The sequence below is a fragment of the Exiguobacterium sp. SH3S1 genome (assembly GCF_004337105.1).
GTDB lineage: Bacteria > Bacillota > Bacilli > Exiguobacteriales > Exiguobacteriaceae > Exiguobacterium > Exiguobacterium aurantiacum_A.
Genome location: NZ_SJUW01000001.1, coordinates 354,950 through 380,833, shown reverse-complemented (window position 1 = coordinate 380,833; position 25,884 = coordinate 354,950). Strand labels below are relative to the sequence as shown.

At 54.8% G+C, this 25,884-nt stretch carries 24 protein-coding genes, 1 other RNA gene and 1 other annotated feature; of the genes, 19 read left to right on the top strand and 6 right to left on the bottom strand.

All coding sequences use genetic code 11. From position 1 onward, the window contains the following. Window positions 1-174: 174 nt before the first annotated feature. The 4 genes from EVJ26_RS01945 to aspS all read left to right on the top strand — a co-directional run bounded on the left by EVJ26_RS01945 (window position 175) and on the right by aspS (window position 6,193). Window positions 175-2,364: a RelA/SpoT family protein gene (locus EVJ26_RS01945; RefSeq protein ID WP_131457357.1), complete on the top strand. Its 2,190-nt coding sequence runs from the start codon at window positions 175-177 to the stop codon at window positions 2,362-2,364. A gap of 17 nt (window positions 2,365-2,381) precedes the next feature. Continuing rightward, window positions 2,382-2,825: a D-aminoacyl-tRNA deacylase gene (dtd, locus tag EVJ26_RS01940; RefSeq protein WP_131457355.1), complete on the top strand. Its 444-nt coding sequence runs from the start codon at window positions 2,382-2,384 to the stop codon at window positions 2,823-2,825. 38 nt (window positions 2,826-2,863) lie between these two features. Beyond that, window positions 2,864-3,098: a binding site (T-box leader), on the top strand. Window positions 3,099-3,137: 39 nt separating this feature from the next. Further along, window positions 3,138-4,418 (top strand): histidine--tRNA ligase, encoded by a 1,281-nt coding sequence (gene hisS / locus EVJ26_RS01935; protein WP_131469639.1) that lies wholly within the window; start codon window positions 3,138-3,140, stop codon window positions 4,416-4,418. After that, window positions 4,415-6,193, top strand: a complete 1,779-nt coding sequence (gene aspS / locus EVJ26_RS01930) for an aspartate--tRNA ligase (protein ID WP_131469638.1) — start codon at window positions 4,415-4,417, stop codon at window positions 6,191-6,193. Before hisS ends, aspS begins: the two co-directional genes overlap by 4 nt. Before the next feature lie 33 nt (window positions 6,194-6,226). Here aspS and EVJ26_RS01925 read toward each other — a convergent pair whose 3' ends face one another. Together EVJ26_RS01925 and EVJ26_RS01920 are read right to left on the bottom strand one after the other, a co-directional pair. Then, window positions 6,227-6,418: a hypothetical protein gene (locus EVJ26_RS01925; RefSeq protein WP_070327666.1), complete on the bottom strand. Its 192-nt coding sequence runs from the start codon at window positions 6,416-6,418 to the stop codon at window positions 6,227-6,229. After that, entirely contained in the window at window positions 6,415-6,765 is a 351-nt protein-coding gene (locus EVJ26_RS01920) for an iron-sulfur cluster biosynthesis family protein (RefSeq protein WP_131457351.1), read from the bottom strand. The genes EVJ26_RS01925 and EVJ26_RS01920 overlap by 4 nt, the downstream gene beginning before the upstream one ends. 118 nt (window positions 6,766-6,883) lie before the next feature. On the opposite strand from EVJ26_RS01920, the gene EVJ26_RS01915 reads away from it, so the two are divergent. Further along, on the top strand, window positions 6,884-8,596 hold the full coding sequence (locus tag EVJ26_RS01915; protein WP_131468644.1) for an ABC transporter ATP-binding protein: 1,713 nt from the start codon (window positions 6,884-6,886) through the stop codon (window positions 8,594-8,596). Window positions 8,597-8,694: 98 nt separating this feature from the next. After that, window positions 8,695-9,729, top strand: a complete 1,035-nt coding sequence (locus EVJ26_RS01910) for a zinc-binding dehydrogenase (protein WP_131469637.1) — start codon at window positions 8,695-8,697, stop codon at window positions 9,727-9,729. Between the two features lie 51 nt (window positions 9,730-9,780). Here the strand turns inward: EVJ26_RS01910 and EVJ26_RS01905 are convergent, their stop codons facing one another. Next, a complete protein-coding gene (locus tag EVJ26_RS01905) occupies window positions 9,781-10,428 on the bottom strand; it encodes a YczE/YyaS/YitT family protein (protein WP_131469636.1) in 648 nt (215 codons plus the stop codon). A gap of 344 nt (window positions 10,429-10,772) precedes the next feature. Here EVJ26_RS01905 and EVJ26_RS01900 point away from each other — a divergent pair, with 344 nt between their 5' ends. The 3 genes from EVJ26_RS01900 (at window position 10,773) to EVJ26_RS01890 (ending at window position 13,112) form a co-directional block, all read left to right on the top strand. Continuing rightward, window positions 10,773-11,987: a DASH family cryptochrome gene (locus EVJ26_RS01900; protein ID WP_131469635.1), complete on the top strand. Its 1,215-nt coding sequence runs from the start codon at window positions 10,773-10,775 to the stop codon at window positions 11,985-11,987. A gap of 75 nt (window positions 11,988-12,062) precedes the next feature. After that, a non-coding RNA gene (gene ssrS / locus EVJ26_RS01895) (6S RNA) lies at window positions 12,063-12,249 on the top strand. A 95-nt stretch (window positions 12,250-12,344) separates the two neighbouring features. Beyond that, window positions 12,345-13,112 (top strand): tRNA threonylcarbamoyladenosine dehydratase, encoded by a 768-nt coding sequence (locus EVJ26_RS01890; protein WP_131468650.1) that lies wholly within the window; start codon window positions 12,345-12,347, stop codon window positions 13,110-13,112. Window positions 13,113-13,137: 25 nt separating this feature from the next. Here EVJ26_RS01890 and EVJ26_RS01885 read toward each other — a convergent pair whose 3' ends face one another. Next, a complete protein-coding gene (locus tag EVJ26_RS01885) occupies window positions 13,138-14,445 on the bottom strand; it encodes a replication-associated recombination protein A (protein WP_131457337.1) in 1,308 nt (435 codons plus the stop codon). Between the two features lie 60 nt (window positions 14,446-14,505). Between EVJ26_RS01885 and cymR the strand changes: the two genes are divergently transcribed. From cymR to EVJ26_RS01865, 4 genes are read left to right on the top strand one after another with little or no spacing between them, the layout of a single operon-like run. Further along, window positions 14,506-14,913: a cysteine metabolism transcriptional regulator CymR gene (gene cymR, locus EVJ26_RS01880; RefSeq protein WP_131468652.1), complete on the top strand. Its 408-nt coding sequence runs from the start codon at window positions 14,506-14,508 to the stop codon at window positions 14,911-14,913. Between the two features lie 17 nt (window positions 14,914-14,930). Continuing rightward, window positions 14,931-16,067: a cysteine desulfurase family protein gene (locus tag EVJ26_RS01875; RefSeq protein ID WP_131457335.1), complete on the top strand. Its 1,137-nt coding sequence runs from the start codon at window positions 14,931-14,933 to the stop codon at window positions 16,065-16,067. Next, the gene (gene mnmA, locus EVJ26_RS01870; RefSeq protein WP_131468654.1) at window positions 16,068-17,189 is read left to right on the top strand and encodes a tRNA 2-thiouridine(34) synthase MnmA; all 1,122 of its coding nucleotides are present in this window, start codon (window positions 16,068-16,070) and stop codon (window positions 17,187-17,189) included. It begins immediately after the preceding gene. Between the two features lie 4 nt (window positions 17,190-17,193). After that, a complete protein-coding gene (locus EVJ26_RS01865) occupies window positions 17,194-17,859 on the top strand; it encodes a tetratricopeptide repeat protein (RefSeq protein WP_201738311.1) in 666 nt (221 codons plus the stop codon). A 62-nt stretch (window positions 17,860-17,921) separates the two neighbouring features. On the opposite strand, the gene EVJ26_RS01860 is transcribed toward EVJ26_RS01865, so the two are convergent. After that, window positions 17,922-18,197, bottom strand: coding sequence for a hypothetical protein (locus EVJ26_RS01860; RefSeq protein ID WP_131457329.1), 276 nt, complete (start codon window positions 18,195-18,197; stop codon window positions 17,922-17,924). 62 nt (window positions 18,198-18,259) lie between these two features. Continuing rightward, window positions 18,260-18,808 (bottom strand): VOC family protein, encoded by a 549-nt coding sequence (locus EVJ26_RS01855; RefSeq protein ID WP_236633982.1) that lies wholly within the window; start codon window positions 18,806-18,808, stop codon window positions 18,260-18,262. A gap of 118 nt (window positions 18,809-18,926) precedes the next feature. Between EVJ26_RS01855 and EVJ26_RS01850 the strand changes: the two genes are divergently transcribed. The 6 genes from EVJ26_RS01850 (at window position 18,927) to EVJ26_RS01825 (ending at window position 25,882) form a co-directional block, all read left to right on the top strand. Further along, complete coding sequence (locus tag EVJ26_RS01850; RefSeq protein WP_131468661.1) at window positions 18,927-19,613, top strand: magnesium and cobalt transport protein CorA; 687 nt, start codon at window positions 18,927-18,929, stop codon at window positions 19,611-19,613. Window positions 19,614-19,680: 67 nt separating this feature from the next. Continuing rightward, window positions 19,681-21,891, top strand: a complete 2,211-nt coding sequence (gene recD2 / locus EVJ26_RS01845) for an SF1B family DNA helicase RecD2 (protein WP_201738310.1) — start codon at window positions 19,681-19,683, stop codon at window positions 21,889-21,891. A gap of 310 nt (window positions 21,892-22,201) precedes the next feature. Next, window positions 22,202-24,844 carry an alanine--tRNA ligase gene (alaS, locus tag EVJ26_RS01840; RefSeq protein ID WP_131457323.1) on the top strand — a complete coding sequence of 881 codons (2,643 nt, stop codon included), beginning with the start codon at window positions 22,202-22,204 and terminating at the stop codon, window positions 24,842-24,844. A 37-nt stretch (window positions 24,845-24,881) separates the two neighbouring features. Continuing rightward, window positions 24,882-25,148, top strand: a complete 267-nt coding sequence (locus tag EVJ26_RS01835) for an IreB family regulatory phosphoprotein (RefSeq protein ID WP_035386073.1) — start codon at window positions 24,882-24,884, stop codon at window positions 25,146-25,148. A gap of 1 nt (window position 25,149) precedes the next feature. After that, window positions 25,150-25,572, top strand: a complete 423-nt coding sequence (gene ruvX / locus EVJ26_RS01830; RefSeq protein WP_070327649.1) for a Holliday junction resolvase RuvX — start codon at window positions 25,150-25,152, stop codon at window positions 25,570-25,572. 13 nt (window positions 25,573-25,585) lie between these two features. Continuing rightward, window positions 25,586-25,882 carry a DUF1292 domain-containing protein gene (locus EVJ26_RS01825; RefSeq protein WP_016508787.1) on the top strand — a complete coding sequence of 99 codons (297 nt, stop codon included), beginning with the start codon at window positions 25,586-25,588 and terminating at the stop codon, window positions 25,880-25,882. The last annotated feature ends 2 nt before the right edge of the window (window positions 25,883-25,884 follow it).

Sequence of the window (25,884 nt, the reverse complement as noted above, 5' to 3'; positions counted from 1 at the left end):
TCATGCTTCCCGTTTTTTGAATAGTTTTTGAGGAAAACAACCTACAACCTTTGACAGGTCGTCAGATTTTTTTGATAATGGTAATAAAAAATAGAACAACTTGAACGCAAACTACTACCATGCTGCGACGAATCCGAGACGTTGGGAGCGGTAAGAAAAAGGGTGTCGAATGTTATGACCAAAAAACAAATCGTAAGTATTGAGGATCTTCTCGACGCGCTCGGGAAGTATATGGATGAGCATGATGTTGCCGAAGTGAAACGCGCTTACGAATACGCAAAACTTCATCATACCGGTCAGTTCCGACGTTCAGGTGAACCCTACATCCTGCACCCGGTGCAAGTGGCCGGTATTCTCGTCGACATCGGCTTAGATGCGACGACGATTGTCGGTGCCTTGTTGCACGACGTTGTCGAGGACACGGATGTCACGCTCAAAGAACTGACTGACGAATTTGGGGTTGAAGTCGCCATGCTTGTCGATGGTGTGACGAAGCTTGGGAAGATCAAGTATAAGTCGAAGAAAGAAGAACTCGCGGAGAATCACCGTAAGATGATTATCGCGATGGCTGAAGACGTGCGCGTCATCTTGATCAAACTCGCCGACCGCTTGCACAACATGCGGACGTTGCAGCATATGCCGAAAGAGAAGCAAGTCCAAAAAGCCGAGGAGACGCTTGAAATCTTTGCGCCGCTCGCGCACCGAATGGGGATCTCGACGATCAAGTGGGAGCTCGAAGATATTTCGTTACGCTATATCAACCCGCAGCAATACTATAAGATCGTCTCGATGATGAAACAGAAACGGACAGAGCGTGAAGCGCTCGTCACGTCGGTCATCACTGAAGTGAACGCCGTGCTCGATGAAGTGAGTATTGAAGCCGATGTCAACGGTCGACCGAAACATATTTACTCGATTTACAATAAGATCGTGAAACATAATAAAGAGTTCAATGAAATTTACGACTTGATGGCGGTCCGGATCATCGTCGATTCGATCCGTGATTGCTACGCTGTCCTCGGGATCATTCATACGCAGTACAAGCCGATGCCGGGTCGTTTCAAGGACTATATCGCCATGCCGAAACCGAACATGTATCAATCGCTTCACACGACGGTGATCGGACCGAAGGGTGAGCCGCTCGAGGTGCAGATCCGGACGAAGGACATGCACTTCATCGCCGAGTTCGGGATTGCCGCGCACTGGGCTTATAAAGAAGGTAAAAACGTCGCGACGAACGGGTTCGATGAAAAGATCGCCCATCTTCGTGAAATTTTAGAGCTGCAAAAAGATACGACCGACGCCGAAGAGTTCATGGAGTCGCTCAAAGTCGACTTCTTCAGCGACATGTTGTACGTCTTTACGCCGAAAGGTGACGTGTTTGAGTTGCCGAAAGGCTCGGTCCCGATCGACTATGCGTACCGCATCCATACCGAGATCGGCCATCGGATGACCGGTGCGAAAGTGAACGGACGCATGGTGCCGCTCGACCATAAACTCGAGACGGGTGACATCATCGAGATCATCACGTCGAAACATAGTTATGGACCGAGCAAGGACTGGCTCAAACTCGCCGTCTCGAGTCAGGCGAAGAATAAGATCCGCCAATGGTTCAAACGCCAACAACGTGAAGAGAACGTCGAGAAAGGCAAAGAACTCGTCGATGTCGAGATCAAGAAGCTCGGCTTCGAACCGAAAGAAGTCATCGATGACCAGTCGATCAGCATCGTCGTCGAGAAGTTCAACTTCGGGAACGAAGAAGAGATGTACGCCGCCGTCGGCTATCACGGCATCACCGCGGCCCAAGTCGCGCACAAGTTGACGGAGAAGCAACGGAAAGAGCCGAAACTCGAACTGTCTGACGCGATCAACGAACTAAAAGTCAGCCAGTCACCGAAGAAGAAGACGGCCGAGGCCGGCGTCTCGGTCAAAGGGATCGACAATATGCTCATCCGGATGAGCCGGTGCTGTAACCCGGTGCCGGGCGACGAAATCGTCGGATATATCACCCGCGGTCGCGGCGTCTCGATCCACCGGAAAGACTGCTTGAACATCATCAACGAGCAACACCCGGAACGCCTCTTGACCGTCGAGTGGGAAGCGGGCCAGGCGAAAGAGAAGAACTACAACGTCGATATCGAGATCACCGGTTATGACCGGTCGGGACTGTTGAACGACGTGCTCCAAGCCGTCTCAGCGACGAACACGAACATCATCGCCGTCAGCGGGCGTGGGGACCAAAACAAACAAGCCCGCATCTCGATGACGATCTCGATTCCGAACGTGAACCATTTGCAAAAAGTCGTCGACCGGATCAAACAGATCTCGGACGTATACTCGGTCAGCCGAGTCATGATGACGTGACGAAAGGAAGATTTTAAGTGCGTGTATTGTTGCAACGAGTGAAGGAAGCATCTGTCAAAGTCGATGAACAGACGGTCGGACAAATCGACGCCGGCTATCTGCTTCTCGTCGGGGTGACCCATGAGGATACCGAGCAGGAAGTGAACTGGCTCGCCGATAAAGTGGCGGGGCTCCGTGTGTTCGAAGACGCGGACGAGAAGATGAACTTGTCGATTCAAGACGTCGCCGGCAAAGTGTTGTCAGTGTCGCAGTTCACGCTGTACGGCGATACGTCGAAAGGCCGCCGTCCTGCGTTCACGCAGGCGGCAAAACCCGACATCGCCGAACGTCTTTACGAACAGTTCAACGACCGTTTGCGGACGCACGGACTCGTCGTCGAGACCGGAAAGTTCGGGGCGATGATGGACGTCGGGCTCGTCAACGACGGTCCGGTCACGCTCATGCTCGAAAAAAACGCTTGACAGAAGGCGCCAAAATTCGGCATCATGAACCATATAACCTAACACCTATGATAAAGAGAAGTACGGTCACCCCACCAGCAAAGAGAGCGATGCCGAGGCTGAAAGCATCGACTGGATGATGACCCGAACGACACTTTGGAGGTGCTTCCTTGAACGTTTAGTAGGGGAAGCCGTTTCATCGGGCGTTAACCGATTTCGAGTGGCAGAGTATCGATTTTGGCTCTGCAACGAGGGTGGTACCACGGGAAACTTTAACAGGCTCTCGTCCCTTTGCGGACGAGGGCCTTTTTGTATTCTAAGGAGGGAATTTTGATGAAAGCACCACGCGGTACACAAGACCTGCTCCCAGGCACGGTCGAGACGTGGCAGTATGTCGAAGACAAGTTACGCGACATTAGTGCCCGCTACAACTATAAAGAGATTCGCACACCGATTTTTGAAACGACGGACCTGTTCACACGCAGCGTCGGCGAGACGACGGACATCGTCCAAAAAGAGATGTTCACGCTCGTCAAAAAAGGCAAGGACGAGTACACGCTCCGTCCGGAAGGGACGGCCTCGGTCGTTCGCGCTTTCGTCACGAACAAACTGTTCGGCAGTCCCGATCAACCGACAAAGCTGTACTACATGGGACCGATGTTCCGTTACGAGCGTCCGCAAAAAGGCCGTTTCCGCCAGTTGCACCAGTACGGTGTCGAGGCGATCGGCAGCAGTGACCCGGCCGTCGACGCCGAAGTAATCAGCCTCGCCTACACGATCTACAAGTCGTTCGGTCTACAGAAAATCAAAGTCGTCGTCAACTCGCTCGGTGACGCCGAGAGCCGCAACGCTCACCGCGAAGCGCTCATCCGTCACTTCGAGCCGGTCGCACACGAATTGTGCCAGGACTGTCAGACGCGCTTGCACCAAAACCCGCTCCGCGTCCTCGACTGTAAAGTCGATCGCGATCACCCGGCGATGAAGTCGGCACCGTCGATCCTCGACTTTTTGAACGAAGAGTCGAAAGCGTATTTCGACAAAGTGCTCGAGCACTTGGACGCGCTCGGTGTCGCATACGTTGTCGACCCGACACTCGTCCGTGGCCTCGATTACTATACGCACACGGCGTTTGAGATCATGTCGGAAGCAGAAGGTTTCGGCGCTATCACGACGCTTTGCGGCGGTGGACGCTATAACGGCCTCGTCCAAGATATCGGTGGACCGGATATGCCAGGTATCGGCTTCGGGATCGGGCTTGAACGGCTCATCCTCGCGCTCGAGAACGAGAACGTGCTCCCTGAGCTTGCGACCGGACTTGATGTCTTTGTCGTCGCCCAAGGCGGAAAAGACGTCGAGACGACGGCGACGCGCCTGTTGCAACTCCTCCGCATGGAAGGGTTCAAAGCCGACCGCGATTACCTCGGACGTAAGTTCAAAGGTCAATTCAAACAAGCCGACCGCTTAAATGCGGCATTCACCGTCATCCTCGGAGACGATGAAGTCGAACGCGGCTCGGCCTCGCTCAAAGTCATGGCAACTGGAGAACAAGTCGACGTGCCGCTCTCGGCCGTCGCAGACAAAATTCGTGAACTATCGGAAGGAGCAGGACAATGATCGGACGCACACATATGAACGGCCGCGTGACAGAGTCACTGATCGGCCAAGAAGTACAATTGAAAGGTTGGGTTCAAAAACGACGCGACCTCGGAGGACTCATCTTCATCGACCTTCGTGACCGCACGGGCATCGTCCAAGTCGTCGTGCGCCCTGAGAACGAAGCGGTGCACAAACTCGCGGAATCGATCCGTAGCGAATACGTCCTCGACGTGACGGGCACGGTACTCGAGCGTGAGAACAAAAACCCGAACATGCCGACAGGGAACATCGAAGTCATCGCTTCAGAGATCAACATCTTGAACGCGGCGAAGATGACACCGATCCCGATCGGCGACGAAGCGGAAAACGTCTCAGAAGACCTTCGCCTCAAATACCGTTACCTCGACCTGCGTCGTCCGGCACTCCAAGAGACGTTCCGTCTCCGCTCGAAGGCGTCGAACACGATCCGTAACTTCTTGACAGAAGAAGAGTTCCTCGAAGTCGAGACGCCGATCTTGACGAAGTCGACACCGGAAGGCGCCCGTGACTACCTCGTCCCGAGCCGTGTCCACGGTGGCGAGTTCTACGCGCTCCCACAATCACCGCAGCTGTTCAAACAGTTGCTCATGGTTGCTGGGTTCGACCGTTACTTCCAAATCGCCCGTTGTTTCCGTGACGAAGACCTCCGGGCCGACCGTCAACCGGAATTCACACAAGTCGACATCGAGACGAGCTTTATGGACGTCGAAGACTTGATGGCGATGATGGAAGCGATGATGGGGCAAGTGATGGAAGCGACGCTCGGTCGCACCGACACACCGGCCAAATTCGAGCGCATGACGCACGAGGAAGCGATGCGTCGCTTCGGTTCGGATAAGCCGGACACACGTTTCGGTCTCGAACTCATCGACGTCGCCGACGCCGTCACAGGCGCAGGCTTCAAAGTGTTCGATATGGCGCTCGAGTCAAACGGACACGTCAAAGCGATCAACGTGAAAGGCGAGGCCGACAAGTTCTCGCGTAAAGACATCGACAAACTTCAAGAGTTCACGGCCGTCTACGGCGCGAAAGGCCTCGCTTGGCTTAAAGTGACGGCTGAAGGCTTGAATGGACCGATCGCGAAGTTCTTCGACGAGACGTACGCACAGAAGTTGATTGAAGCGACGAACGCGGAAGCGGGCGATCTGCTCTTGTTCGTGGCGGCAAAACCAACTGTCGTCGCCGACAGCCTCGGCGCCCTTCGTGTCAAGCTCGGTCATGAGCTCGGACTCATCGACGAGTCGAAGTTCAACTTCCTTTGGGTGACGGACTTCCCGCTCGTCACGTTCGAAGAAGAAGACGGCCGCTTCTACGCCAACCACCACCCGTTCACGATGCCAAACCGTGACGACCTCCACTTGCTCGAGACTGACCCAGCAAGCGTGCGCGCGCTCGCGTATGACCTCGTCTTGAACGGTTATGAGCTCGGTGGCGGATCGCAGCGGATTTATGAACGTGACATTCAAGAGCGCATGTTCAAACTGCTCGGCTTCACGGTCGAAGAGTCGGTCGCCCAGTTCGGTTTCTTGCTCGAAGCGTTCGAATACGGCACACCGCCGCACGCGGGTATCGCGCTCGGTCTCGACCGCCTCGTCATGATCCTCGCGGGTCGTTCGAACCTCCGTGACACGATCGCCTTCCCGAAAACGGCGTCGGCGAGCTGTCTATTGACGCAAGCACCAAGCCCGGTCGCGGACGCGCAACTCGAAGAGTTGTCAATCCGGACAGCGGTGAAAGAGAAGAAACAAGGATAAACAAAAGGAGGTTCGCCGCGGCGAACCTCCTTTTTAGTCATTCTGCTGTTCCATCTTCTTTGCGGTCCGTTGAAGCGCGAACCCGAACGCGAACAGCGATGCGATCACGGCCGTCATCGTATAGACGGAGTCCGTGAAAGCGAGATAGATGCCGAACAAACCGAGGCCGAAGCTGAGGAGGAACCAAAGCATCAACTTCGGGTGCTCCTGGAGCGCTTGTTTCATGCGCTCGGCACGTTCAGCTGGCAACCGGTCCCGTCGGTCACGAGCAGGTTCGAGTTGAACACTTGGCCGTTGCTCTTCAAGACGAGCGACCGTTTGTCGTCGCGAAAGTCGATGATCATGTCCTCATCGAGAAACACTTTCGTCCAGTTCTTGATGAGGATTGGCCCGACGTTCGAGTCGATTTCGACGTCTTCCGGTGTCGTCTCGGTCACGTAACGGATCTCGAAGATGCCGCTATTGCCGCAACCGCAGCCTTCCGTCTCATAAAACAAATGCATCTGTCCGTCACGGTCGCCTTTTAAGGCGTTAATGCGCTCGTTCGCGCGGTCTGTAATCTGTACGTTCATTGTTATCACTCCTTACGTCCATTATACATCGTCTGAAAAAAGATTGAAAAAGACGTGCTTCCCATTTTCCACTTCCTGCAAAAAAGCGTAAACTATTTGTTTAGAAGGGGGAAAGGAAATGATCTCACGTTTTTTTAGTTATTACCGTCCACATAAGAAGTTATTCATCCTTGATTTCACGTTCGCCATCCTCGTCGGCCTGCTCGAGCTCGGGTTCCCGCTCGCAGTGAAATGGTTCATCGACGTTCTGTTACCAGGCGGGGAATGGAACTGGATCATTATCATCAGTATCGGTTTGCTTATTCTGTACATACTCGCCATGATGATGCAGTACGTCGTCAACTATTGGGGACATAAGCTCGGGATCAATATCGAGACTGATATGCGCGAAGAACTGTTCACGCACATCCATAAGCAATCGTTCCGCTTCTTCGACAACCATAAGACCGGTCACTTGATGAGCCGGGTCACGAACGACTTGTTCGACATCGGCGAAGTGGCACACCACGGCCCGGAAGACTTCTTCATCGCCATCATGACGTTGCTCGGCGCGTTCGGGATCATGTTCTCGATCAATCCGCAACTTGCGCTCGTGACGGTCATCGCCGTTCCGTTCCTCGTCATCATGATCACGTACGCCAATAAAAACATGAACAAGGCGTGGCAAAAGATGTACGGCAACATCAGTGAAGTGAACGCCCGCGTCGAAGACAGCGTCTCTGGCGCGCGTGTCGTCCAGTCGTTCACGAACGAGACGTTCGAGATCAACCGGTTCCAACAAGACAACAACTTCTATCGCGGTTCGAAGATCGAAGCGTATCGGGTCATGAGTAAGTCGCTCGCCGGGATCTATATCACGACACGGCTCATGACGTTGCTCGTCCTCGTCTACGGGGCGTACTTGACGTATGAAAACGAATTGACATACGGTGAGCTCGTCGGTTTCATCTTGTATATGAACTTGCTCATCAAACCGGTCGAGAAGATCACGGCGCTCCTCGAGATGTATCCGAAAGGGATGGCCGGCTTCAAACGGTTCACAGAACTGATCGATGAGGCACCGGACATCGAGAACCGTCCGGATGCGGTCGAGGTCAGTTCACTGAAAGGGAACATCGCTTTCCACGATGTCTCGTTCGGCTACTCGGACTACCGAGAAGTGTTGACGCATATCGACCTCGACATCACGACCGGGTCGACGGTCGCCCTCGTCGGGACGAGCGGTGCCGGCAAGACGACGATCTGCTCGCTCATCCCACGCTTTTATGACGTGACGGCTGGGGCCATCACGATCGACGGGATCGACATCCGTGACATGACGAAAGAGAGTCTGCGTCGCCAGATCGGGATCGTGCAGCAGGACGTGTTCTTGTTCGCCGGGACACTTCGCGAGAACATCGCCTACGGCAAGCTCGAGGCGAGCGACGCGGAAGTCATGCACGCGGTCGAGAAGGCACATTTGAATTCGCTCGTCGACGAACTCGAGCACGGGCTCGACACGCAGATCGGAGAGCGGGGACTGAAACTGTCGGGCGGACAGAAACAACGGATCGCCATCGCCCGCATGTTCTTGAAAAACCCGCCGGTCTTGATCTTAGATGAAGCGACGTCCGCCCTCGACACCGAGACGGAAGCGATCATCCAAGAGTCGCTTACGGAACTCGCGGCCGACCGGACGACGCTCATCATCGCGCACCGTCTTGCGACCGTGAAGAATGCCGACCGCATCCTCGTCGTCACCGCCGACGGCATCGTCGAGGACGGCACGCACGACGAGTTGAGTGCCAAAGGCGGCGTCTTCGCCGGGCTGCTCAGACGGCAGCAGCTCTAACTAGTCGGGCAGCCACCAGTGATTCAAGTCTTGGTGGCTGTTTTGCGTAAAATGGGTATAAACAAGCATCAGTGTATGTGTGAGGAGGAAATGAATTGATGAAAGCAGTTCAAGTTATCGGATACGGTGACGTCGATCAATTACAGGTCGTCGACGTTCCGGTCCCGACACCGAAAGACGATGAGGTGCTCGTTCGCGTACAGGCGTGCGGCATCAACAATACGGAGATATGGATGCGAGAAGGGGCGTACGGGACGGATCAGGAGTCGGGCTGGCGTCCGGAGGGAGTCCAGTTTCCCCGGATTCCAGGATCAGATATTACCGGAGAAATTGTCGGGGTCGGGAATCAAGTGGATGAAGGGATGATCGGCCGGCGTGTCGTCTTGTTCCCGTTCACGTCGAGTGGGGCGGACGGTGCGGAGCATATCGCTCCCGACATGTCGTTCATCGGCTCGGAATATGACGGTGGTTATGCGGAATATGTCGTCTGGCCGGCCGAGCTTTGTTATGACATGCCGCTCGACAGTTTCGTCGATAGCGCCGTCTTCTCGGTGAGCGGGTTGACGGCGTGGCACATGAACGAGCAAATTCAAATCCGTCCTGGTGAGACGGTCGTCGTCACCGGTGCGAGCGGCGGTGTCGGCTCGTTGAACGTGCAGATTGCAGCGCACGTGTTCGGAGCGAACGTCATCGCCATCATCGGCGATTTGAAAGACGCGCCGAAACTGAAAGCGCTCGGGGCGAGCCACGTCGTTTCCTATCGGTCGGAGACGCTCGCGGACGAGATTTTAGCAGCGAACGGTGGACCGGTCGATGCCGTGCTCGACGTCGTCGGGGATGCGTTGTTCGCAACGTCGCTCGATGTATTGAAGAATGGCGGTAAGTTTTGCATATCCGGATCGGCCGGGGGACAACGGACCGATCTCGATTTCCGTACGCTCTACTTGAAGCACATTACGATGTATGGATCGGTGCTCGGGACGCGAGCGGAATTCAAAGCGATGCTCCAAGCGATTTCGAGCGGTCAAATCAAGCCTGTCGTCGACCGCACATTCCCGTTAGAAGAGGCCCGGGCGGCGCAAACGTATTTCAAACAGCAAGGCAAGGTCGGTAAGATCGTCCTCGTCCCGTAACAGCAAAGAGAGGAAATCGGACCCCTTGGAGTCCGATTTCCTCTCTTAATTTCAGGCGATATCGGCTTTCGCCCGGTCGATGACCGAGACGAGCCGGCGGAACTGTTCGAGCCAAAACTGGAAGAACGGACCGATCAAGAAAATCGACAGCACCGTCCCGAAAAAGACGGGACCGCCGAGCGCCCAGCCGATCAAGCAAGCGGAAAGCTCCATCCACGTCCGCATCATGCGGACCGACGTATTGAAACGGTCGGCCAAGGCGAGCGTCAGTCCGTCACGCGGGCCGGCGCCGTAACCGATGGCGACATACAGCCCGGCGCCCATGCCGATGACGAAGATTCCGAGGACGAGCCAGGCGATATTGAGTGCGGTGCCGTCGAGCGTCGGCAACAAGTGGTGGTCAAGGATCAAGTTCATGAACACGCCGACGAAGACGGCGTTGACGAGCGTCCCGAACTGGGGTCGGATGCGGTCCAATATGTATTTGCATAAGACGAGCAACAGGCCGACGAGGAGGATGATCGTCCCGACCGAGAGCGGCGTGTGTCGGGCGAGCCCGAGATGGAGCACGTCCCACGTCGAGACGCCGAGGTCGGCCGTGATCATCATCGACGATCCGAGGGCGAGCAGGAACAAACCGCCCATGAACAACGCCCACTTCAAACTGATTCGTAAAGATTGTATCCATACCGCCTGCATATTGGTCGCCTCGATCCCCTAAAATGTTCCATCATCATATCATAATTGGTTTCAAGGCAAGAAAAAAACGCCTCAGCTTGGCTGAGACGCCATTGATTATTTTTTAGGTGTTTCTGCTTTTTTTGCTTTGTTCTTTTTATAATAATTGTAGACGAACGGAGCGACCGCCGTCGCGACTTTGATGAGTGTACCGAATTTTCCTTTTCTAGCCATGTTGTTGCACCCCTTTCTCTTCTCTAAAGAGTTATATTCCACACGTTGCGGAAATGAAAACATATTTCGAACAGGTTCGACACGATTGATGGCAGATGCATCACGCATAATAGAGCCAGGAGGCGAAGAATATGAAGACGATTATTTGGTATCAGAACGATTTACGGATCGATGACCATCGGCCACTCGAAGAGGCGCAAAAACATGATGAAGCGATCGAGGGGCATTACTTTATAAGGGAGGACGAGCTGAACGAAAATCGTTTCGGCGTCATCCCGCTCGGGGACAGACGGCTTCAATTTTTAAAAGAGTCGCTAGAAGACTTGGCCGGATCGCTCGACGCGCTCGGGATCCCGCTCCATGTCCATGTCGGTCATCCGCTCGACATCCTCGACCCGACAGACCGGCTGTTGTTTCAACGGTCGATCGGATTGAACGAACGATTGCTTGAAAAAGACGTCATCGCGCGTTGGCAAGGGGAGTGGCAATCGTTCGACGGGTTCACACTGTACCCACGCACCGAAATCCCGTTTAAAAAGATGCCGTTTTTGTTCACCGAGTTCCGAAAAGCGGTCGAGGACGATGCCCGTCCTGAACAGCTGATCGAGCGGACGAGCTCAGGTCAGTCGCGTCCGCTCCCGTTTCCTGTCCCGTTCGAGCGTCCGATGCTTGACGCCCGGTCCGCATTCCCGTTTCAAGGCGGCGAGACGTCGGGGCGGAAACGTCTGAGCGACTATTTGGCAGGTCCCGTCCGCACGTATAAAGAGACACGGAACGGCTTTGGGGTCGACGACTCATCCAAGTTGTCGGCTTTTCTTGCCAATGGTTCGCTCTCGCCGCGGCGTGTGCTCCATGAACTAGAGCTTCATGAACGACAGCACGGGGCGAACGAGTCGACATATTGGCTCTATTTTGAACTGTTGTGGCGCGAGTTTTTCCAATGGGTCGCGCTCGAGCAAGGGAAGCGGTTGTTCCGTCGCCAAGGGATACGTTCGAAGGACAAGGCGTGGAAAATGGACGAGGACGTGATTCATCGGTGGCAGCAAGGCGAGACGGGCGTCGCGTTCGTCGACGCGTTCATGCGCGAATTGAACACGACGGGATGGATGTCGAACCGGGGCCGGCAAATCGTCGCGAGCTATTTCGCCAAAGAGCTCGGACAAGATTGGCGCTATGGTGCGGCCTACTTCGAAGCGATGCTCATCGACTATGACGTCGCCAGCAATTATGGCAATTGGGCGTATCAGGCCGGTGTCGGCAACGATTCACGCGACCGGCGTTTCAACGTCTCACGCCAACAAGATACGTATGACCCGACGCGTGCGTTTCGTGACACGTGGATGTGACGAAACCGTCACTAGAAATCGTGGTTTCTGATTGACTTCTTTTTACAGGTAGTGCTATAGTAAGGACAACAGATGGGATACCTGAGGTGTACGAGAGCCGCCTTCGTTATTTTGAGCCAACACTTTGAATACGGGAGATCGAACTGCCAGCCGGATCAACTGCCTCATCACGTGCAGGAGGACTTGTGAAGGGGACGCTAGATCACCCACCTGCTTAAGCAGGTTCAAAAGCAGGGCATCGTCACGGCACTCCGGGCCCCATCGATTTTATTGTAAAAACGTCGCTAGACGTCTTTTTTTTGATTATAATTCCGAGTAAAATAGTGTGAAAAAATAGTATTAATTTGGAGGAAGCTTATGTTACACCAGTTTTCACGTAATGAGTTGGCTATCGGTCAAGAAGGTATTGAAACGTTGAAAGGGAAGACGGTCGCCATTCTTGGCGTCGGCGGTGTCGGCTCGTTCGCGGCCGAAGCGCTTGCCCGGAGCGGGGTCGGTCGGATCGTGCTCGTCGATAAGGACGATATTGACATCACGAACGTCAATCGTCAAATCCACGCGCTCTTGTCGACAGTCGGACAACCGAAAGTCGAGGCGATGGGGGCGCGTCTGCTCGACATCAATCCGGACGTCGAACTCGTCCAGTTGAAGATGTTTTATACCGAAGAGACGTTCGAAGAGTTCTTCGCTCAAAACGTCGATTTCGTCATCGACGCGTCAGATACGATCATCTATAAGATCCATTTGATCGTCGAGTGTAAACGTCGCGGTATCCCGGTCATCTCGAGCATGGGGATGGCCAACAAGATGGACCCGACCCGGATTCAAGTCATCGACATTAAAGACACGTCATACGATCCGATCGCGAAGATGGTGCGGACGCGTTTGCGTAAACATAACATCTATAAAGGCGTGCCGGTCGTGTTCTCGGACGAGTCACCGATCGTGACGCGCGAGGACGTGAACGAGGTCGTCGGTAAGAAAGACGCCCCGATCCGTAAAGCGAAGATGCCACCGAGCTCGAACGCGTTCGTGCCGTCGGTCGCAGGACTCGTCGCCGCCGGGTACGTCATCAATCAAATGCTCGAGACGGCTGGTGTCGAGATCAATCGCATCCAGAACTAAGAAAACGACGCCGACTCTCGAAGAGTCAGCGTCGTTTTTCCCAATAGTCGAGCCGTTTTTGGAGTTGTTGCTCGAAGCCACGGCTCGTCGGTGTATAATATTTAGGACGTTTCCGGGCCAAGTTTTCCGGCCAGTAGTTTTGCGGGACGTACCCGTCTTTCTCGTCATGTGGATATTTGTAGCCGGCGCCATTACCGAGCTCGCGTGCCCCAGGGCTATGCGCGTCACGGAGATGGACCGGGACGGGACCACCTTCGACCGTCCGGACGTGATGGATCGCCTTGTCGATCGCGGTGATGACGGCGTTCGACTTCGGTGCCGTCGCCAGATAGAGGACGGCCTCGGCCATCGGGATGCGTGCCTCCGGGAACCCGATATGTTCGCTCGCCCGTGCGGCCGCGTCGACGATGACGAGCGCGTTCGGGTCGCTGAGACCGATATCTTCGGCCGCGTGAACGTACAGGCGACGCATGATAAAGCGCGGCGATTCGCCCGCCTCGATCATGACGGCGAGCCAGTACAGGGCGGCGTCCGGGTCCGAGCCGCGGATCGACTTGATGAACGCCGAGATGACGTCATAGTGTCGGTCGCCCGTCTTATCGTATTTGATGGCTTTTTGTTGGATCGACTCTTCGGCGACGTCGAGCGTGATTTGGATCTTGCCGTCGACTTCCGGCGTCGTCAAGACGGCCAGTTCGAGCGCGTTCAACAAGACACGGTAGTCACCGTCCGCCATTTTGATATAATGGTCAACGGCCGCGTCTTCGATTTCAACCGGGTAGTTGCCGAGCCCTTTCTTGTCGGCGAGCGCACGCTCAAGCACGACCCGGAGCTCGTCTTGTCCAGGCGGCTCGAGCCGAAACACGGTCGCGCGCGACAATAGCGCCGCATTGACCTCGAAACTTGGATTTTCGGTCGTCGCCCCGATCAAGACGAGCTTGCCGGCCTCTAGCGCCGGGAGCAACGCATCTTGTTGCAGTTTATTGAAACGATGGATCTCGTCTAAAAATAAAATCGTCCGCTCTTGCTCGAAATCAAAACGAGATTCGGCTGCACGGATGACGCTCCGCAGCTCATCTAGTTTTGCCGTGACGGCGTTCAATTGAACAAACGTCGCTTTCGTATAGTTTGAAATGACGCGAGCGAGCGTCGTCTTGCCAGTGCCGGGCGGACCATAAAGAATAATGGTGCCGAGCCGGTCGGCCTCGATGGCGCGGCGCAACAGCTTGCCTTCACCGATGATGTGGCGTTGACCGATGACTTCGTCTAATGTCTCCGGGCGCATCCGGTTGGCGAGCGGCCCGCTATTCGATTGTTGAAATAAATCACTCATACGGACACGTTCCTTTCGACAAACGTTTGTTCGAACAGTATAACAGAAGGAGAAACCAATATGAAAATATCTACTAAAGGCCGTTATGGTTTAACGATCATGATCGCGCTTGCCCGTGAGACGGACAGCAAACCGCTCAGTTTGAAGAAAATCGCGGCGCGCCATGAACTGCCAGAACATTACTTGGAACAATTGATCGGCCCGCTCCGTAACGGCGGTCTCGTCAAAAGTGTCCGCGGTGCCTACGGCGGTTATCAGCTCGTCAAATCACCGCGCGATATCACGGCCGGTGAGATCATTCGATTGCTCGAAGGCCCGCTGACGATCGTCGAAGACTCGGAGACGGACGACGCCGTGAAGCGAAAACTTTGGGACAAGATCAAAGCGGCGATCGAGACGGTGTTAGAAGAAACGACACTCGCCGATCTCGCGGAAGAAGATTCAGAAGGCTACATGTTCTATATTTAATGATGAGGTGAACGGATATGAACTATTTTGACCACGCGGCCACGACGCCGATGCGTCCTGAGGTGCTCGAGACGATGACTCCCTATTTTTTAGAGCAGTACGGCAATCCGTCGAGCATACATGGTGTCGGCCGGAAAGCTCGGGCGGCACTCGACGCGTCACGCCGGACGCTCGCGACATGGATCGGTGCGACGCCAAACGAGATCGTCTTCACGTCGGGCGGGACCGAGTCAGACAATTACGCCTTGTTCGGCGCGGCTTATGCGAACCAACACAAAGGGAAGCATGTGATCACGACGAAAGTCGAGCACCACGCCGTCTTGCATGCGATGGAGCAACTCGAGCGTGAAGGGTTCGACGTGACGTACTTAGACGTCGACGAGTCCGGTGCCGTATCGGTCGCTGCGCTCAAAGACGCGCTCCGTGACGATACGATCCTCGTCTCGGTCATGTACGGCAATAACGAGGTCGGGACAATCCAACCGATTGCTGACATCGGGGGCTTGCTAGCCGACCGGGATACGTTGTTCCATACGGACGCGGTCCAGGCGCTCGGCACAGAAACGATCGACGTGCACGCGCTCGGCGTCGACTTGTTGTCGGCGTCGGCACATAAAGTGAACGGTCCGAAAGGTATCGGTTTTCTTTTTATAAAAACAGGTGTAAAATTAGCGACGCGTTCTTTTGGAGGACAACAAGAACGGAAACGTCGAGCCGGCACGGAAAACGTTCCGGGTGCCGTCGGATTTAGCCGAGCGGCCGAACTGGTCATGGCCGAACGGAACGAGCGGGTGACAGCTTACCGAGAGATGGCTGACACGTTGCTACACACGCTTGATGAACTTGGCGTCGAGTACGAAGTGAACGGGGCGAACCGCTTGCCGCACATCGTCAACTTGTACCTGCCGGGCATCGAGCTTGAGCCGTTCCTGATCATGATGGATATGCGTGGTTATGCCATTTCGAGCGGCAGTGCCTGCACGGCTGGAACGATTGAGCCGTCGCACGTGCTGACGGCCATGTACGGTCAATCTGACCGGACGAAACAATCGGTCCGCATCAGTTTTGGACTGGGCAACACGGTCGATGACGTGACACGGCTCGCCGAACGACTACATGAGGTCGTCTCGACATTTATGAACGGAGTGAGATAGATGAACTTACGAACAAAAGCCCCTGGAGACACGACGGTCGTCGTCGGGATGTCAGGCGGCGTCGATTCTTCGGTGACGGCCCATCTGTTAAAAGAGCAAGGGTATAACGTCATCGGGATCTTTATGAAAAACTGGGATGATACGGATGAGTCTGGATTCTGCACGGCGACAGAAGACTATGAGGACGTCATCGCGGTCGCCAACCAAATCGGGATCCCGTACTACGCGGTCAACTTCGAGAAAGAATATTGGGACCGCGTCTTTGAATATTTCTTAGCCGAGTATCGCCTCGGGCGGACGCCAAACCCGGACGTCATGTGTAACAAAGAGATCAAGTTTAAGGCGTTCCTTGATCATGCGCTCCGACTCGGGGCCGACTTCGTCGCGACAGGGCATTACGCCCGCGTCGAGTTCGTCGACGGCGAGCACCGCCTGTTGCGTGGGAAAGATGACAACAAGGATCAAACGTACTTCTTGAACCAATTGTCGCAAGACCAACTCGCGCGGACGATGTTCCCGATCGGGCACATGGACAAAAAAGACGTCCGTGTCATCGCCGAGACTGCTGGACTCGCGACGGCGAAGAAGAAAGATTCGACCGGCATCTGCTTCATCGGTGAACGGAACTTCAAAGAGTTCCTCGGTCAATATTTGCCGTCACAACCAGGTGAGATGCAGACGCTCGACGGGGTTGTGAAAGGACGCCACGACGGGCTCATGTATTACACGCTCGGTCAGCGGCATGGTCTCGGCATCGGTGGAGACGGAGAGCCGTGGTTCGTCGTCGGGAAAGACGTCGAGAAGAACATCCTCTACGTCGGCCAAGGCTTCCATCACGACGCGCTCTATTCAGACGCGCTCTTCGCGTCACAATTATCGTGGACCGGCTCGGCTCCTGAGGCGGAATTCCGGGCGACGGCGAAGTTCCGCTATCGTCAACAAGACGTGCCGGTAACGATCGCGCCGCTCGAAGGTGGCGAAGTACTCGTCAAATTTGATGAGCCACAACGTGCCATCACGCCAGGACAAGCCGTCGTCTTTTATGACGGCGATATCTGTCTAGGCGGGGCGACGATCGACAAAGCGTATATTAACGGGAAACAACTCGACTATATCGGATGAGGTGATGACAGTGAACGCAAACGAACAAGGCATCCAAGCGATGCAGCAAGGTGAATTTGAACAAGCGGCCAAACATTTCAACGACGCCATCGAGGCGAACCCGACGGACCCGACCGGTTACGTCAACATGGGCACACTGCTTCAAGCGATCGGTGACCATGAACGGGCGGTCGTCTTTTACGACAAGGCGCTCGAACTCGACAATGCGTTCGGTGCGGCCCATTACGCGAAAGGCGCGCTCGCCTATGAGCTCGAACAAGTCGACTTGGCCGAAGCGTCGCTTCGACAAGCGCTCCTTTCCGGCATGAATGATGCAGACTTGCACTTTATGCTCGGCTTGACGTACAAGGCGATGGGCGACTTCGTCCGCGCGTTGCCGCGACTTCGTGAAGCGAAAGCGCAAGCGCCGGAAGACGTCGAGATCACGTTCCAATACGGTCTCGCGCTCGCGCAAAACGAGCAGCTCGACATGGCGGTCGAAGCACTCGAAGACACGCTCGACTTGGATGCGTCGCATACCGACGCCCGCTACAATTTGGCGATCGCCTATGCGTTCCTCGGAGAGCAGGACAAGACGTACGCCGAACTTGAACGCGTACTCGAACTGCAACCGGACCATGAGCTCGCGCGTGACGCGAAAGCGAAGATGGATGCGTTGCTCGGGAATTGAATCGACACTAAACAAAAGTGCCTTCGCGACATGCGAAGGCACTTTTTTGACGTACGAATTGTCTAGATGGCCAATCGTCCGATGAACCAGATGAAAAGATTCCCAGCCGCGAGCAGGAGTGTGCAGGCGAGAGCGATATAGCTCCACATGACCGGGCCACCCGATTTAGACTTACGCACACCGTCGATCAAGATCACGAATATCGCCACGAATGATAACAAGGTAAGTGTGAAAAAAGAGGTCGGTCGATCGAGCGTGGGAAACGCATCAATCACAAAGTAAAGCAAATACGTCAACAAGCCGAGGCAAGCCGCAGTAAGAAGCGAGACAGCTTTCATAAGTCACGTCCTTTTCCAGTTTCTCTCATCTTATCACGTGGTTTACTTCAACTTAATTTGAATCATAGCTGTTTCGTCGTGATCTTCACCGGCTCGCCGGCAAACTCGCCGTACGCCTCGTCCATATTTTTCGTATACAATTCGATGACGTTCTTGCTCGGGTCTTTAAAGTAGGCCGAGCGCTCTTTGCCGTTGACCGTCTCGTCCTCGTCCCACGTCCGCAGCTTCGTCGGGATCGCTGACGCCTCGAGCACCTCGAGCGCTTGATCGAACGAGTTCATCGGCACGAAAAAGGCGCAATGGACGTGGGTGCCGCCTTCGTCATACAGTGTGTCCCATTCGGTCACTTGCTGCTGGCGATTTTCTTCCTCGTCTGTCGTAAAGTCACGCTTCAGCCATAGACCGAGCCGCGTATTGCCGCCGACGTACAGCCATGTCGCCCATGGTTCGTTCGCCCCTTCTTGCGACGCACTCGGTTCGGCGTCATCGCCGACCCATTGCTCGACGACCGGCAGACCGAGCTTTCCGTGCCAAAAATCGACGGCCTCCGTCATGTCGGTCACTTCTAAGACGAGTTCACATAGTCCACTGATTGGTAGCCGTTTCGTCATCATTGTTTCCTCCTTCATGGTTTCACTTCGACAGTTCCCGCTTTGATTCACCGAAAAACGTGCATAGCTTGTTTCAGGTTCGGGGAAAAGAAGGGGAACGCTAGAAAGGGGAGACATCATGCGCATACTTAGTTTATTTAGTGTCGTCGTATTTTTCATTGTCGAATGGTTCATGCTCGGACGTTTATTTACAGCGGTCGATGAACGGCTTGCCACGGGAGAATGGACGAACAATCTGTTGTACCGGGTCGTCGTCGAGTCAGAGCGGGCGACGTCGACGCTCTTGTTATTATTTGTGACGTTCCTCGTCATCGGGATCCTCATGCATTGGCTGTTGTCATCAAACCGGTCGTGGACCAAGACGCTCGGGACGGTCGGTGTGGCGTGGGTCGTCCCAGCACTGCTCGCGCTCACCGCCTGGTTCATCCCGAACCCGTATGTTCAACTCGTCATCATCGTCTTGCAACTCTCGTTCATCCCGCTCATCCCGTTCGTCGGACAGACGGTACGGCTCGGTCACGTCGTTCTCAACTGGGGTGTCCACGTAGCGGCCGCCGGGCTCGTCTTCTTCATTCAACGGCCGTCACTCGAGCAGCTGTTCCGCATCGAGCGGACCGAGCTATTCGACCGGCTTGAAGGATACGTCAACTCAGGTGAACTCGAACGGTTCGAGCGGTTGCTAGAGACCGTCGACTTGGAGCAACTCGAACGCATCTTAAATCGGGTCGATATCGACCAATTGATTCGGCTGCTCGAGCGGCTCAATCTCGATCAACTCGAGCAAATCTTGAATCTATTCAGTTAGTCGATTTGTTCTACCGTTCGAACTCGGGCTATAATGGGGAATGGAAAACTAGCTGGAGGTGGCTCGAATGATAGCAGCACCTTACGAGTTGACAGGAAAAGTCATCCGCGTCCTGTTTCAATCGGAAGAAGAAGCGCATACCATTGCGCTCGTACGTATAAAAGAGAAAAATTTTGAGACAGACGAGACCGAAATGGTCATCGCCGGCGTCGGTGTCGGCATTGAGAAAGGCGAGACGTACAAAGCGCACGGCCGTCTCGTCGACCATCCACGGTTTGGCAAACAGATGAAAGCGGATTGGATCCGCCGCGTCGTCCCGATGACGAAGCGAGCCGCTGTCCGTTTTTTGACGAACGGATCGTTTCCGGGGATTGGCCAAAAGACGGCACAAAAAATCGCGGACACGCTCGGTGACGATTGTATCGACCAGATCGTCAAGCATCCCGATGTCTTATCGAAAGTCGAAGGGTTGAAAGAAAAACAAGCCCGCGTCATCACCGAGCGGTTGAACGTCTTATACGGGGTCGACCAGCTGTTGCTGTTTTTAGCCCCGTTCGACGTGACACCGCGACTCGCCTCGAAGATTCATAAAGAGTATGAAGGTCGGGCCATGGAGACGATTGAAAAGAATCCATACGCGCTCATGTATGACGTGCAAGGCATCGGCTTCAAGACGGCCGACGCCATCGCCGCCCACTTCGGGATTCAAGGCATCCATCCGGAGCGGATCGCGGCGGCGGTATTGTATGTGCTCGAACTCGAGCAAGGGAACGGACACTTGTTCGTCACGGCCGATCAACTCGCGAACGAGATGCCGCGCATCATCGGCGGCGACCCGGGCGAGGCGCTCAACGGCGCGCTCGAGACGCTCGTCAAGGACGAACGGATCATCGTCGAGGACGGCGTCGTCTATCATCCGCGCATCTACCGGGCTGAACGCAAAGCAGCCGAAGAACTGGCCCGGATCATGTCGACATCGACGACGGAAGACGTCGATATGACGACGATCTTTGATGCGGTCGGCCGGGTCGAGGAGATGTTCTCGATCGAGTACGCCAAACAACAGCGCGAAGCGATCGAGCTCGCCTTGAAGTCCCCGCTCATGGTGCTCACCGGCGGACCGGGAACAGGGAAGACGACCGTCGTCCGCGGCATCATCCACGCGCTCAGCGACGTGTTCGATTGGAAACTCGAGCCGGTACCGAACCAACCGTTCCCGTTCGTCCTCGCCGCACCGACCGGACGCGCTGCCAAGCGGCTCAGTGAATCGACCGGGCTGCCGGCCTCGACGATTCATCGGTTGCTCAAGTTTGACGGTAGCTCGTTCCAAGTCGATGACACGAACCCGCTCGTCGGCAAAGTGTTGATCGTCGACGAGGCGTCGATGATCGATATCTTCTTGTTCCGCAGCCTATTGCGGGCCGTGCCGAACGGGATGAAAATCTTGTTCGTCGGTGACCGTGATCAACTCCCGTCGGTCGGACCGGGCCAAGTGCTCGCCGACTTGATGGCGACCGGCGGCATCCCTGTCGTCCGGCTCGACGTCGTCCATCGCCAGGCGTCCGAATCGAGCATCCTGCGTCTGGCGCACGCGCTCAACGCGAAACAAATGCCGGACGACTTGCTCGCGGCGTTGCCGGACCGCCGCTTCTATACAGCGAACCAAGAGACGGCGCTGCAGGCGATCTGTCAGATGGCCGGCGCCGCACTGCGAAAAGGCTATTCGCCGTTCGATATCCAAGTGCTCGCCCCGACGTATCGGGGGGTGTGCGGCATCGATGGGTTGAACGAGGCGCTCCAAAACGTGTTCAATCCGAAGTCGGCGGCAAGGGAAGTAAAACACGGCAATCGGACGTACCGGAGCGGCGACAAAGTGCTCCAACTCGTCAACAACGCCGAAGAGAACGTCTATAACGGTGACATCGGCGAGATCACGAACATCTTCTTCGCCAAAGAGAACGTCGACAAAGTCGATAAGATTTACATCCGCTTCGACCAGACCGAGGTCGAATACAACCGCAGCGAATGGGACCAGTTCACCCACGCCTATGCGATCACGATCCATAAGTCGCAAGGCTCCGAGTTTCCGATCGTACTCATGCCCGTCTTCTTCAACGGCGGCTTCCGCTCGTCGCGCAACTTGATCTATACGGCCGTCACGCGGGCGAAGAAGAGTTTGCTCTTGTTCGGCGACGTCCGGGCGCTCGAGGCGGCGACGCGGGAAGAAGAGCCGGTGCGGCGGACAAAACTCGTCGAACGGCTTGGCGGCAAGTCTTGACGTCTGGTTTCTGACATGTGATAATGACCAATAGAAAACTGAAACGATTAAAGACGATGAAGGAAATGAGTACGTCGTAACCGCCTCACCAGAGACATCTTCCTAGGCTGTGAGAAGATGGGGGTCGGTCGACCGAAGCTAGTCTGGAGTCCCCACTCACCCTGGGCGTCTCATCCGCGTTATCGGATGTTTCGAGGCACGGTAAATCCGTGCGAACGAGGGTGGTACCACGAAGCGATGCTTTCGTCCCTTTCCACAGGGATGGGCATCGCTTTTTTTTCGTTTCGTTCAGAATAAGGAGGAATTGTTGATGAAACCGCTCAAACCATTAACTGGCGCCGAGATTCGCCAAATGTATTTAGATTTCTTTAAGTCAAAAGGACACGCGGTCGAGCCGAGTGCCTCACTCGTACCGGTCGAGGACCCGACACTTCTTTGGATCAACTCAGGCGTCGCGACGCTTAAAAAATATTTTGACGGCCGCGTCATTCCGGCAAACCCGCGTATCGTCAACGCCCAGAAGTCGATTCGGACGAACGATATCGAGAACGTCGGGAAGACGGCGCGTCACCATACGTTCTTCGAGATGCTCGGGAACTTCTCGGTCGGTGAATATTTCCGCGAAGACGCCATCAAATGGGGTTGGGAACTACTCACGAGCGACGACTGGTACGGGCTTGACCCGGACTTTTTGTCGGTAACGATTCACCCGGACGACGAGGAAGCGAAACAAATTTGGCTCGAGTTAGGTGTTCCTGCTGACCGGATCATCCCGCTCAAAGAAAACTTCTGGGAGATCGGCGAAGGCCCGTCTGGCCCGAATACGGAGATCTTCTTCGACCGCGGCCCGGCGTTCGGTGACGACCCGACCGACCCAGAACTTTATCCAGGCGGCGAAAACGAGCGTTACCTTGAAATTTGGAACATCGTCTTCAGCCAGTTCAACCATGACGGTCACGGTAACTATACCGAGCTGCCGCGTAAAAACATTGATACAGGGATGGGACTCGAGCGAATGGCGAGTGTGCTTCAAGACGTGCCGACGAACTTCGACACCGACTTGTTCATGCCGATCATTCGCGAGACAGAAAAAATCAGCGGTGAGACGTACCGGGCTAACAACAGTAAAGACGTGGCGTTCAAAGTCATCGCCGACCATATCCGGACCGTATCGTTCGCGATCGGGGACGGGGCACTCCCGTCAAACGAAGGCCGCGGCTACGTGTTGCGCCGTCTGCTCCGTCGTGCCGTCCGTTATGCGAAGATGCTTGGGATCGAACGTCCGTTCATGTTTGAACTCGTCGACGTCGTCGGCGACATCATGGTCGACTTCTATCCAGAAGTGAGTGAGAAAAAGGACTTCATCAAAAAAGTCATCAAGAACGAAGAGGAGCGCTTCCACGAGACGCTTCACGACGGCCTTGCGATCTTGAACGAAGTCGCGAAAGCACAAAAAGCAACTGGATCGAACGTGATCAGTGGAGAAGACGCGTTCCGTCTATACGACACGTACGGCTTCCCGCTCGAGTTGACGATCGAATACGCAGAAGATCACAAGTTGACGGTCGATGAGGATGGATTTAAGCAAGCGATGAACGCACAACGTGAACGGGCCCGTACGGCGCGTGCTGACGTCGAGTCGATGCAAATTCAATCCGGTGTCCTCGCTGACATCAAGCTCCCGTCATCATTCGTCGGGTACACGGACCTTGAGTCTGAAGCGAAAATCGTCAGCTTGATTCATAACGGCGAGCTTGCGGACGTCGTCGCGGCAGGAGAAGAGGCGCAAGTCATCCTTGACCACACCCCGTTCTACGCCGAGAGCGGCGGTCAAGTCGGTGACAAAGGCCGAATCGTCGGGACGGACTTCGTCTTGCGCGTCACGGGTGTATCAAAAGCACCGAACGGTCAAAACTTGCATGCGGTCGTCGTCGATTCAGGAATCGCCAAGGCTGAGGTCGCGGTGACAGCTACGGTCGATAAAGACGAGCGCCAAGCGATCATCAAGAACCATACGGCGACGCACTTGTTGCACCGCGCTTTGAAAGACACGCTCGGTGAGCACGTCAATCAAGCCGGATCCCTCGTGACACCGGACCGTCTCCGCTTCGACTTCTCGCACTTCGGTCAAGTGACAGCGGAAGAACTCCAGTCGATCGAACGTCAAGTGAACGAGAAGATTTGGGCATCGATCAGTGTCGATATCGAAGAGATGAACATCGCCGACGCAAAAGCGAAGGGAGCGATGGCGCTGTTCGGAGAGAAGTACGGGGACGTCGTCCGCGTCGTCGCGGCCGGTGATTACTCGGTCGAGCTATGCGGAGGTTGCCACGTCGCCAACACGGCTGAAATCGGATTGTTCAAAATTTTGTCTGAGTCAGGTATCGGGGCCGGGACTCGCCGGATCGAGGCAGTCACAGGCGCTGGCGCGTATGAAGTCATGAACCAACATATCGAGACGCTTGAAGCGGCTGCGAAACTGTTGAAGACGAAACCGTTCGAAGTGCCTACTCGCGTCCAAGCGCTTCAAGTTGAAATGAAAGAGACGGAACGGGCGACCGAGTCGTTGAAAGCCAAACTTGCGAACATCGAGGCGTCAACGCTCACAGATTCGATCGAGACGTACGGCGACGTCCAATTGATCGCTAAACGTGTCGACGGGCAAGATATGGATGCGCTCCGGGGCATGGTCGACGAGTTGAAAGGAAAACTTGGATCAGCCGTCATTATTCTCGGATCAGCGAACGGCGACAAGGTCAACCTCGTCGCAGGTGTGACAAAAGACTTGAACGACCGCGGTTTCCACGCCGGGAAATTGATTAAAGAAGTCGCGACTCGTTGCGGTGGAGGCGGCGGCGGCCGTCCTGATATGGCGCAAGCCGGAGGTCGTGATGCGACAAAACTGGACGAAGCATTGAAGTTTGCTTCACATTACGTTCAATCACTGGCATAATAGAATGTGAAGTGCAAACGGAAAGAGGTGGATTCTTGTGAGCCAAATGGATCGCACGATGCAATTCAATTTTCCAGAAGATGATAATCGAGCCAATACTCGGGAGACACTGATCACGGTGTATCAAGCACTCGAGGAAAAAGGCTACCAACCGATCAATCAAATCGTCGGATACTTGTTGTCAGGTGACCCTGCCTACATTCCGCGTCATAACGATGCGCGAAACTTGATTCGCAAAATTGAGCGAGATGAACTGCTCGAAGAGTTGGTCAAATCGTATTTGAACGATCGGAAAGAGGACTAATATGAAGCGAGTTATGGGGCTTGATGTCGGTTCGAAGACGATTGGGGTCGCAGTGAGCGATCTCATGGGTTGGACGGCGCAAGGTGTGGAGACGGTCTATTGGACGGAACCCGACTTTGAACAGGCTGTTCGTTTGCTTCGACCGATTATCGAGCAGTACGATGTGAAAGAAGTCGTCGTTGGTCTTCCGAAGAATATGAACGCAACGATCGGTCCTCGGGGTGAGGCGTCACAGGCGTTTGCCGCCGCCCTCACCGAGGCGACTGGTTTGCCGACAGTTCTCGTCGACGAACGTTTAACGACGATGCAAGCGGAGCGGATGCTCATTTCAGCAGACGTCAGCCGTAAAAAGAGAAAGGCCGTCATCGATAAGATGGCAGCCGTCATGATTTTACAAAATTACCTGGATCGTCCAGGGAAATAAGGAGGAACTACGCATGGCAGAAATCCGTCGTGAAGAAGAAATGTACCGTATTCCAGATGAAAATGGAGACGAGCATTTATTTGCAGAAATTTTCCGTATGACGAGCGACCGTTCGAAAAAGACGTTTGTCGTCCTCGAACCAGTCGGTAACCCAGAATCGGAAGATGAAGATACAATCGAAGTTTACGCGTTTGAAATCGAAGAACTTGAAGATGGTGAGTTCATCTTGAAACTCGTCGAAGATGATGACGACTTTGAAGAAGTGATGGAAGCGTTCGACATCGTCAACGACGAAGTCGGATTAGACTAATA